Annotated in this window: 9 protein-coding genes; 2 read left to right on the forward strand and 7 right to left on the reverse strand. The window is 40.2% G+C overall.

The features are described from left to right. Positions 1 to 58: 58 nt before the first annotated feature. The gene (locus tag SORDD25_RS02380; RefSeq protein ID WP_061852482.1) at positions 59 to 766 is read right to left on the reverse strand and encodes a glucosamine-6-phosphate deaminase; all 708 of its coding nucleotides are present in this window, start codon (positions 764 to 766) and stop codon (positions 59 to 61) included. Between the two features lie 146 nt (positions 767 to 912). Between SORDD25_RS02380 and queA the strand changes: the two genes are divergently transcribed. Continuing rightward, on the forward strand, positions 913 to 1,941 hold the full coding sequence (gene queA / locus SORDD25_RS02385) for a tRNA preQ1(34) S-adenosylmethionine ribosyltransferase-isomerase QueA (protein ID WP_061852483.1): 1,029 nt from the start codon (positions 913 to 915) through the stop codon (positions 1,939 to 1,941). A 39-nt stretch (positions 1,942 to 1,980) separates the two neighbouring features. Here the strand turns inward: queA and SORDD25_RS02390 are convergent, their stop codons facing one another. The 5 genes from SORDD25_RS02390 to mnmL are packed head-to-tail and all read right to left on the reverse strand — an operon-like array spanning position 1,981 to position 6,681. Then, positions 1,981 to 2,841, reverse strand: coding sequence for a YihY/virulence factor BrkB family protein (locus SORDD25_RS02390; protein WP_061852484.1), 861 nt, complete (start codon positions 2,839 to 2,841; stop codon positions 1,981 to 1,983). 29 nt (positions 2,842 to 2,870) lie between these two features. After that, positions 2,871 to 4,925: a cation:proton antiporter gene (locus tag SORDD25_RS02395; protein ID WP_061852485.1), complete on the reverse strand. Its 2,055-nt coding sequence runs from the start codon at positions 4,923 to 4,925 to the stop codon at positions 2,871 to 2,873. 11 nt (positions 4,926 to 4,936) lie between these two features. Next, positions 4,937 to 5,191 (reverse strand): hypothetical protein, encoded by a 255-nt coding sequence (locus SORDD25_RS02400; RefSeq protein WP_000361094.1) that lies wholly within the window; start codon positions 5,189 to 5,191, stop codon positions 4,937 to 4,939. Continuing rightward, complete coding sequence (gene mnmM, locus SORDD25_RS02405) at positions 5,184 to 5,741, reverse strand: tRNA 5-(aminomethyl)-2-thiouridylate-methyltransferase MnmM (protein ID WP_061852486.1); 558 nt, start codon at positions 5,739 to 5,741, stop codon at positions 5,184 to 5,186. Before mnmM ends, SORDD25_RS02400 begins: the two co-directional genes overlap by 8 nt. Further along, positions 5,725 to 6,681: a tRNA modification radical SAM protein MnmL/YtqA gene (gene mnmL / locus SORDD25_RS02410; protein ID WP_061852487.1), complete on the reverse strand. Its 957-nt coding sequence runs from the start codon at positions 6,679 to 6,681 to the stop codon at positions 5,725 to 5,727. The genes mnmM and mnmL overlap by 17 nt, the downstream gene beginning before the upstream one ends. A 91-nt stretch (positions 6,682 to 6,772) precedes the next feature. On the opposite strand from mnmL, the gene SORDD25_RS02415 reads away from it, so the two are divergent. Continuing rightward, a complete protein-coding gene (locus SORDD25_RS02415) occupies positions 6,773 to 7,132 on the forward strand; it encodes a DUF3397 domain-containing protein (RefSeq protein ID WP_061852488.1) in 360 nt (119 codons plus the stop codon). 132 nt (positions 7,133 to 7,264) lie between these two features. Here the strand turns inward: SORDD25_RS02415 and SORDD25_RS02420 are convergent, their stop codons facing one another. Further along, positions 7,265 to 10,873, reverse strand: coding sequence for a Cna B-type domain-containing protein (locus SORDD25_RS02420; RefSeq protein WP_061852489.1), 3,609 nt, complete (start codon positions 10,871 to 10,873; stop codon positions 7,265 to 7,267). Between the last annotated feature and the right edge of the window lie 153 nt (positions 10,874 to 11,026).

The raw sequence follows: 11,026 nt of genomic DNA on the forward strand, positions 1-11,026 counted from the left end.
AGTGAACATTTGAAGTAAAAAACCACTCACTCCAAAGAGTAAGCGGTTCTTGTAATTTTTATTTTTCAAGCAAGCTGAGCGCTTCTGCATCAGCGATAATAGTCACATCAGGGTGGTTTTGTAGGCTACTTGCTGGGAGATTCTCAGTCACTGGGCCTGATACTGTTCCAGCAATGGCTTCTGCTTTCGACTCACCGTAGGCAAAGAGAATAATTGACTTGGCATCCAAGATGTTTTTAATTCCCATTGAAATGGCTTGAGTTGGGACATCTTCAATCTTGTCAAAGAAGCGAGCATTGGCTTCGATAGTAGACTGGTCAAGTTCTACTAGATGCGTTTGGCTATCAAATGGAGTACCAGGCTCATTAAATCCGATATGTCCATTGCGACCAATTCCCAAGATTTGCAAATCAACAGGATGGTCAGCCAAAATTTGATTGTAGCGTTCAACTTCTTCTTCAGCATTGTCCTTAACCCCACGAGGCAAGAAACTTTCTTTAAATGGTTTTTGGTTGAACAAGTTTTCCTGCATGAAGTAACGATAAGACTGTGGATTGTCCCCATCAAGCCCTACATACTCATCAAGGTTCACACTGGTTAGATTTGAAAAATCAAGGTCACTCTCAACGATTTCCTTGTAAAACTCAAGCGGGCTGCTTCCTGTCGCAAGTCCTAATGTTTGAGCACCATTGGCCAATTTTTCCTTCAAAATCTCAAAAGCTACTTTTCCACCTTCGATTTGATTCTCAACTTTTATAACTTTCATTTTATATCCTCCATATTTCTATATTCATTATATGGTATAGACCAATTTTTGTCAAGTGAAAACGATTTAATTTCTAAAAAAAGAGCGTCTAAACTTGAAACATGTTATAATGGATAGGATTAGAACTTAGAAAGAATGATGAAAAAATGAATACTGCTGATTTTGATTTCCACTTGCCTGAGGAATTGATTGCCCAAACGCCACTTGAAAAACGAGATGCCTCCAAGCTCCTCATCGTAAACCGTGAAACGGGAGAAATGCAGGATAAACACTTCCACTCCATTATCGACATGCTGGAACCTGGAGACGCCCTTGTCATGAATGACACCCGTGTTCTCCCTGCCCGCCTCTATGGTCAAAAAAAGGAAACCGGAGGACATGTGGAACTTCTCCTGCTCAAAAATACTGCTGGTGATGAGTGGGAGGTTCTCGCCAAACCTGCCAAACGCCTCAAGGTCGGTACTCGCGTCAGCTTTGGAGATGGTCGTCTCAGTGCTGTCGTTACGGAAGAATTGACCCACGGGGGCCGCATTGTCCGCTTTGAATACCAAGGAATTTTCCTAGAAGTTTTGGAAAGCCTGGGTGAAATGCCACTACCACCTTATATCCATGAAAAATTGGATGACCGTGAACGTTATCAAACGGTCTACGCTAAAGAAAGTGGCTCTGCTGCAGCACCGACTGCTGGACTGCACTTCACCAAAGAACTACTGGCAGAAATCCAAGCCAAGGGTGTTCATCTAGTCTATCTCACTCTTCACGTCGGACTCGGAACCTTTAGACCTGTCTCTGTTGACAATCTGGATGAACATGAAATGCACTCTGAATTCTACCAGCTCTCTGAGGAAGCAGCTGCCACCCTTCGCTCTGTTAAGGAAAATGGAGGTCGCGTCATCGCTGTTGGAACTACTTCGATTCGCACACTGGAAACCATCGGTTCCAAGTTTAATGGGCAAATCCAGGCTGATTCTGGCTGGACCAATATCTTTATCAAACCAGGCTATGACTGGAAGGTTGTGGATGCTTTTTCAACCAACTTCCACCTACCCAAGTCAACTCTCGTCATGTTGGTTTCTGCCTTTGCCGGTCGTGACTTAGTCCTAGATGCCTATCACCATGCCATCCAAGAACACTACCGCTTCTTCAGTTTTGGAGATGCCATGTTTATCTATTAAGAAAATCCCTATTAGGTTTCCTAATAGGGATTTTTCTAATCATTCCATACTAAACTTTGGATCTTTCAAACTCTGAACACTGGCATTGATAACTGCTCCGATAATCAAAATCTTTGCAATGAGAATAAACCAGAACATCATGACTACCACGATAATGGAACTGAAAAATCGAACGTCAACCAGATGATTGACATAACTATTAACGTAGACAGAAAAGATGTTCAATAAAAAGATAAGAGTTAGCAAGACAAAGACACTTCCTGGTAAAACATAGCGGATTCGTGGTGCTTTTACTTTTGGAAGGAAATAGTAAATCATGACCAGAATGGCAAAGATCAAGGCATAGACCAGAGGGCCTGTAAAATCTTGCAGGTAGGAAAATAGCAGACTGTCTGATTGCCAGTAAGTTTTGAGGAGGTTGAGCAACATACGACCAAACATACTCAAAAACAAGGCTAGAGCAAAAAGAATCTGCAAGCCGAAACTAACAAGTAGACTCATCAACTGATGGGAGATAATTCCTCGACTCTTGGTCACCCCATAGGCTTTGTTAAAAGCTTTTTGAAGGAAATCCATTGATTTCGAAAAGGTCCAGAGTGCAGATAAAACGGCAAAACTCAACAAACCAGTTGATGGTTGAGTCAGAACTTCTCGGACAATCTTGGCGACCACATCATACACCGTATCGGGCAAAAATTCCTTGATTGTCAGTAAGAAATTTGAAACTGGAATCTGAAAATAAGGCAAAATATTGACCATTATCATTAGTAAAGGAAAGATTGAAATCAACCAATAGTAGGCAACCGCAACGCTGGTCAACTCGCTATCAGATGCTTGATAATAATGCAAAAAAGCTTTCAATAAGGGCCTGTCCATCAGCTCTTTCCACCACTTTTTCATGTTCCATCCTCCGTTATTTTCTTCATCATTTAAGTTCTTCTTATTAAATCTAGCATATCATAAGGCAAGGTATTTGCAGCCTCTTTCAGAGAATAATTCTCTAAATTATTCACATTTTGTCGTAGTTTTTTGGCATACTTGGCTGTTATCAGTTTAGCTTCTTCGTATTCAAAGATTGCCTTACGTTCGAGATAGTAGCCTCGTAGCATTTCATCAATATTGTTTGGCTTGATGCGATTGATAACCCGCTCAACAAAGGCACCACTTCCGATAATGGCCGTCTCGCGTAGACGAGACTCTTGCATAAAACTAATCAGAGAACTCTTGTAAACCCCTTTGAGGTTTTCCAAACTCTCGATAATCAGCTCTGTATTTTCCAAATACAACTCTGAAATTTGATCATAGTCAACTGCTAGTAGTTTACGAGATTCTTCATTCATCCAACTACGGAAAGTTTTGCCAAAGGTAAACATTTCATGGAGTAGAAAGCGCAGTATCCGTAAGGAAACTAGGAAGTAATAAGTCACTCTAGAAGCGAAATTCCGATTGATACTCTGCTCCATGTTTTTTAGGTAACGTTGGTAAACTCGATAGCCACGCTCACTGATTCTATTTTCTTCATAGGCTTGCTCCAAACCGTCACTCTCAATACTCAAGATAAGAAGCTTTAGGGACTCCCAGTCCTCTTGGACTCTCTTATTTTCCAGACTAAGGATGAGATTTTCAATTCGACCATGATAATTATCAATAGCTGCATAAAGAGGAAGTTTGTTCTTGTGATGGTCCAGTTCTTTTTCTAATTCTGCAGCTACATCATTCAAAATCGCAATATGCATCAAATGGTCCTTGCTTTCCTCTTGTTCCTCAGATAAGTGAGGGAGAACCAGTAAACCTGTTAGAAAGCTTAATAGTGTAACGCCTGCTACGAGAAAGAGCAACAGAGGATACTCCTGCTCCAAATGACTTGGTATGAGGAGAATAGTCGCGATAGATACTGTCCCTTTGACACCAGAGAAGGTCAAAAGAAGCATATCTTTCATGTACTTATGAATTTTTTTCTTAAGTCGACGCGTCCTCACAAAGTAAAAACCAGCAATCATGACAAAGCGGATCGCAAAAAGCAAGAAGGTCAGAACGACAACTGAAAGCAGTAAAAGAAGGGGATTGTAGAGAGAATTAGACAAAATTGGCTCTGTAATCAATTCTAATTCCATTCCCAAGAGAACAAAGACTGATCCATTTAGCATAAAGGTCACGGTATGCCAGACGGTCTCCGTCACGGTGTCTACCTGAGCCTCAAGGAGCGTAATTTTCTTAAAGCGACTGGCCTTCAAAATACCTGCAACTACTACGGCGATAATCCCTGAAACATGAAACTCTTCTGCGATGAAAAAGGTCATGAGTGGCAAACTTAGTTCTAGCAATAGTTCACTGGCTATATCTATCGCTCGCACACTCAGTAAAAAGCTATGCAAAAAACGATTGACCATAGCCGTCACAAAACCGACTACAAAACCACCGAGGATAGAAAGCGCTAGGGAAGTTCCAGCTTGGCTGAGAGAAAACGTTCCTGTTGTCCAAGCAGCCAGAGCCATCTGAAAGGCAACCAAACCAGAAGCGTCATTTAAGAGTCCTTCCCCTTTTAGGATATTGGAAACCCGTTTTGGAAAACGAAAACGTTCAGAAAGAGATGCAAAGGCAACCAAATCTGTTGGCCCAAGTGCCGCTCCAACTGCTAAACAGGCAGCTAAAGGAAGAGTCATCCAAAGGAAGTGAGCCATGCCCCCCAAGCTTAAGGTCGAGATAAAAATCACAGGGAAGATCAGAAAGACGACAATCCGCCAATGCTTCAAAATGGACGTAATATCCGCTTCTTCTGCCTCCCGGAAAAGTAAGGGACCAATAACCATGGCCAGAAACAGCTCTGTATTGAGATGAAAGTCCGCATCGGGAACAAATAAACCAATCCCAATCCCCAAAAGAATTTGTACAAGAGGAAGGGGCAAAAAAGGCAGAAGTTTATTGGTCGTAGTTGAAATGATTAAGACAAATAAAAATAGAATCAAGTAAATGAGTAATTCCACACAATTCCTCCTTAATCTTTTTTACAACAAGATTCAAAAATCTCCTTTTGCTCTTGGATTTTCTGATCAATCTTAGAACAGTCTTTGTGCTCAATTTTTTTCTGGCATCGTTCCATTTCAAGAGCCACTAATTTTTTTTTAATTTTAAGCATTTTCTTGCTCATATGTGCTTCGTCGAGCACTCCGACTGCTCGCTCGTGATGCGTTGACTCGACAAAATTTTGGCGCATTGCCTCAAGCTTCTCACGAAGGTATTGCTTATCCATGTCTATACCTTTCTAATTTTTCAATCATAACTAAAAACGGTGGATTATTAACTTGGTTGAGAGTCCGATAAATGGCAGCTGTATACTCTTGTTGGTTCAACTGGCTAACAAAATCCAATACAGCATCCCTCTCGGTGTCTCCTCCTTCATGACCATAGTAGATCATGATAGCAATCCGTCCCCCTTTGACAAGCAAGTGACATAGCTTTTCTAAGGCTTTGATAGTAGTCTGAGGTTGAGTGATGACGGATTTGTCAGCAGAAGGCAGATAACCCAGATTAAAAATCCCTGCCTTAGCTTCTGTCACAAACTGATCAAGTGTCTCATGTCCTTGCAAAATCAACTGGACATTTTCTAAACCAGCTTCATTTAAACGGTCTTGGGTTTTCTCCAAAGCTTGCTCTTGAATATCAAAGGCATAGACTTGCTTGGCTAGCTTGGCTAAAAAAAGCGTGTCATGTCCATTCCCCATGGTCGCATCCACAACGATATCCTCTTTTGTCACGACTTCAGCCAAAAAATCATGTGCCATCTCAAGTGGTCTTTTCATTTCCAAACTCCTGTTTTACAGCCTTGCATCCTTGAACACTTCCTCGACGTCTCATTTCAGTTTCAATAGCATTTAGCACTTCCCATTTATTGAGGCTCCACATGGGACCAATCAGCATATCTCTAGGAGCATCTCCCGTGATTCGGTGGATGACGATATGCTTGGGAATGATTTCCAGTTGGTCACAAATGACCTTGACATACTCATCCTGACTCATCAGTTGCAAGCGTCCTTCGTGGTAATCTCGCTGCATACGAGTATTTGTCATGAGGTGAAGCAAGTGCAGTTTAATCCCTTGAATATCATTATCCGTAACACAGCGACGGACATTTTCGACCATCATCTCATGAGTTTCCCCAGGCAGGCCGTTGATCAGATGGGAAACAATCTCAATCTCGGGATATTTCCTCAAGCGTTTGACCGTTTCTACATACAATTCATAAGAATGGGCACGGTTAATCAGGTCAGAGGTTGCTTCAAAGGTGGTCTGTAAGCCCAATTCTACCGTCACATGCATGCGTTCCGATAACTCAGCCAAATATTCGATGGTTTCGTCTGGTAAACAGTCTGGACGCGTTCCGATATTAATTCCTACTACACCTGGCTCGTTAATAGCCTGCTCATATCGCTCCCGAATCACTTCCACCTTTTCATGGGTGTTGGTAAAGTTTTGAAAATAAACCAGATACTTTTTAACATCTGGCCACTTGCGATGCATAAAGTCGATTTCCTTATAAAATTGCTCATGGATAGGGGCATCTGGTGCTACAATGGCATCTCCAGAACCCGAAACCGTACAAAAGGTACAGCCCCCATGAGCCACAGTTCCATCCCGATTTGGACAGTCAAATCCCGCATCAATAGGAACTTTGAAAGTCTTTTCTCCAAAAAGTTTTCGATAATAATCATTCAAGGTATTGTAAGATTTCATAACTTTCATTATAACAAAAATCACCAACAATCTCAAAAGCCTGACTTTCCAACAAATTCCCTTGTTTCTCATTTCCTTTAGTGATTTTTTATGATACAATATGGGTATGATTTTAATGAAAATAGCATCTATTTTATTATTGATATTAACCTTGGTGGTTTGCTTTATTGTCACCAAGCTTTTCGGACTAAAAAAACTAAGAATTAATTTCGCGGATTTAGCTTTTCCACTTTTGGTATTCGAGTACTACCTTATCACTGCTAAAGCCTTTACCCACAACTTTCTACCGCGACTTGGTGTCGCACTTTCTCTCCTAGCAATCCTCCTAGTTGTCTTTTTCATCCTCAAAAAAAGAAGTTTTTACTACCCTAAATTTATCAAATTCTTCTGGAGAGCAGGTTTTCTCCTTACCTTAATCATCTACTTAGCTATGATTGTCGAATTGATGATGGTAAAATGATTACTAACCCTGTATTTAAATACTGGGTTTTTCTTTTACTCCTTTACCTAAAAAGACCAGAGGAAGCCTCTGGTCTTTTTATCACAGGTTAAACCTAAGAAAATAAATGAAAACTATCTTTCTCACGCTAGATTATTTATTTTTACGGCTTACAAAGTACAATCCACCAGTCACTGCCATCAAAGCGAGTCCTGTAACTACTGCTGCGTTAGATGCTTTTTCGCCAGTGTTAGGAAGTTTAGGTTTTGGGCCTGGTTTCTCTGGGGTGTAAGTATTCGTAATCGTGTAACCATCCACCGCTTTTGTATACCCTTTAGGAAGTTCTGCCTCATCAATGGTATAGGTAATTTCTTTACCATCTTGATTGCGATCAAGGTCTGTAAATTCATAAGTCCAACCACTTGCTTCTGAAGCTATTGCAGTTTTACCAGTATCTTTACCATTGGCAAATAGTTTAACTGTAATAGATGCTGGGCGAGCGTCTTTATGGTTTTCATCACCTTTCCAAATCTTCTTACCTTTTACAGATGTTTTTTCTGGTGTATGGGTGTTGGTCACATTCATACCAGTTTCAGTAGCTGTGTAACCTGTAGGAACACCAACTTCTTTGACTGTGTACTCGATTGCTTTACCATCTTGGTAACGGTCCAGATTAGTAAATTCATACTTCCAACCTGTTTCCGCTGTGGCTGTTGCTGTCTTGCCAGTATCTTTACCATTGGCAAGTAGCTTCACTGTAATAGATGCTGGACGGATACGATCTTGGTCGTTATTGTCAATCCAAGTCTTTTGTCCACTTACAGCAATTTTTTCTGGTGTATATTCATTGGTAATGGTGTACTTACCTTCTTTTTCTGTGGTGATTGTTGAAGTATATCCTTTGACAACCACTTCTTTGACAGTATACTTGATTAGTTTACCATTTTCATACTTAGGAAGTGCTTTTGATTCGAACTTCCAACCAGTTGCTTCTGATACTTCAATTTCTTGAACGACTTCTTTATCGTTTTTAAGAATTTGAACTTTCACAGATGATGTACGTTTGCCGTCTTGGTTGTTGTTATCTTTCCACACCTTAGTTCCTGAAAGGATAACTGTATCTGGATTGTGAGTGTTAGTCACTACTTGACCAGTTACAGAGGCTTCATAGCCAGCTGGTACATCTACTTCCTTGATTGAGTAAGCGATCTCTTTACCAGCTTCGTATTGTGGAAGATTTGTAAATGATGCTACCCAAGTGTTAGCGTCGGTCTTATCCTTAGCTGTCAAGGTCAATTTCTTACCTTCAACGGCTACTGGATCAGCATCTCCTACTTTTTTATAAAGTTGAACCGTTACGGACTCAGGACGTTTGCCGTCTTGGTTATTAGCGTCGTTCCATACTTTTGTTACTTTGTAGTCGATTGCTTTAGGAGCATATTTGTTTGTGATGGTAAAGTCTGTAATAGTTGATTCGTATTCTGCTACGGCTTCTTCTGTTACAGTGTATGTGATTTCTTTACCATCTTTATATTTTGCTAATTTCGTGAATTCGACAGTCCAAGTTCCGTCTGCGGCTGCTTGAACTTCTTTCGAATCAACTTTCTGACCGTCTGCTAAAAGATTGATTGTAATCTTAGTTGGACGTTTGCCGTCTTGGTTGTTCTCGTCATCCCAGTTCTTAGTTGCTTTTACATCAACTGTTTCTGGAGAATAGCTATTTGTGATAGTGAATCCTGATGCAGCGTCACCAGTAACATCAGAAGTGTAACCAGTAACAGTTACTTCTACTACAGTATACTTGATAGGTGTTCCACCTTTATCAGCATCAAGGTTTGTGAAGCTTCCAGCCCAGTTGTTTGCGGCGTTAAGCTCAAGAGTCTTACCAGTATCTTGACCATCCGCAAGCAATTTAACTGTGATAGAAGTTGGACGTTTACCGTCTTGGTTGTTCTTATCATCCCATACTTTCTTCACAGAAACTTCAGTTTTCGCTGGAGTGTAAGTGTTCTCGAATGCTTTTTCATCATCGTAAGCAACAGTTGCTTCAAGGCCACCTTTACCATTGTCCGTTACAGTAACTGTAGCTGTGATTGTTTTCGTGTCGTAGGTGATACCTGTAGCAGTACCAGCTTTTTCAGCAATCTTGTATGTGAAAGTTCCAACTTTATCGAATTCCAAGGCTGAGAACTTAACGTTTCCATCTTTGTCATTCTTGACTGTTTCTTTCACATTACCATCTTGGTCTGTCAAAGTAAACTCAAACTCATCAGCTTTCAACTCACGACCAGTAAGTGTTTTATTAGCTTTAATCTTAACTTTTGCTTTGCTACGCTTATTTGTAACTGTTTTGATAGCTCCATCTTGTCCAACAGTCATCTCAAATGGAGTAGGATTTAACTCATATCCCTCAGGAGCCTCAACCTCGGTTACTGTAAAGTTCCCTTTCTTGATATCACTTTCTGAGTAAATAGATGACTCAGCAATTCCGTCATCATTTGTCGTTACAATTTCCTCTTTAGCCGTAGCTCCTGCTGGAGGAGTAATCTTGAATTTTGCTCCTTTTAGACGGTCATGAGTCAGCTCGTCGACCTTGTAAAGAATGATACGGTAACCAGTTTCTAACTGAATTGTACCGCCAGATGCAACGACTGAGTTTCCGATTTGCTTAACGACTGTCTTATTACTATAGTCGTCATATGTAAGAATCTGGTCATCACCCTTCATTTCAGCATTATTCTGAACTTTTGTTCCATCAGCTGGAGCACTTGTTTTATAATTAATTCGAAATGCTGCAGGTTTCCCGTTCTTAGCAACAATTGAAGAAGCATTGTTAATTGTTAAAGTAAAATCGGTATATGACTCATTCCAACTAACTTGGTAATCTTTACCAGCTTCTAAGATCACCTCATCTTTAAAGTAATAAGATTTATCGTACCAACCTGCCGTAACTTTAAATGTTTCTGGAATCATCTGCATCGGTGAGGCATTAGGATCAACCCAGTCATGAATTTCAATTTTGTTATAGGCAGCTTGTTTCGGATTAGCTCGAACATACCAACTGTGTAAATATTGTCCACTCTTATTTAGAGCACTAGATGTCCAATCCTCTTTGTAAATCAGACCATGATACTTACTGAAATTAGCACGTCCAATACCTTCAGAATAATCAGATGCTTCTCCTCTTTTTACCTTAATCTGGTGTGTAATTTCATTTATAGTTTCCGTTTTATCAAATCGAAGCGTCTCATTGCTTAGTTCATTTTTAGAACTAAAACCAACAAAGAATGTCCCTTTGACATTTTGTACTTGATAGCCACCTTTTTTCTCAAGGTAAGCTTTCAGATTCTTTAATGTAATAGTTACCTTACCACCATGATTATCCCCATTTGATACAATTTGAGTTTCCCCGATAACGAGATCTGTTTCTTTGTCTTTCAAGTCAAAACTCTCATTTCTCACGGTTAACGGACTTGGGACTGTAAAGGTAAAGGTATCACCGTCCTCCAATTTGCCATCGTAGGCACTCAAATCATAATCCACTGAGAACTTATAGTTTGAGTAGTCATGGTGCTCTGGAGAAAGGTTATAAATTCCATTTTCATCCGGACTTATAAATTTACCATTATCAACTTCCCAAATTCCGATATTACTGATAACATTCTTTAACTCCTTCGCTTCTGCTGAATTGGGAGCAAGGATTATCCCTAGAACACATGCCAGAGAAGTTAGGATGGATAACCAAAATTTCTTGTTCTTCATTTTCTTCCTTTCTAAATAACCGAAAACATAAAACGACCAACTATGATTGTCAAAACTCAACAACATCTCCTTTCAAATTCATTAAAATGGATGAGGCGCATTGATGAAACTACATCACATTTACAGACGTTCTTACAGTATGCAATTGCAATT

Source organism: Streptococcus oralis (assembly GCF_001579525.1).
In the GTDB taxonomy this organism is placed as follows: domain Bacteria; phylum Bacillota; class Bacilli; order Lactobacillales; family Streptococcaceae; genus Streptococcus; species Streptococcus oralis_M.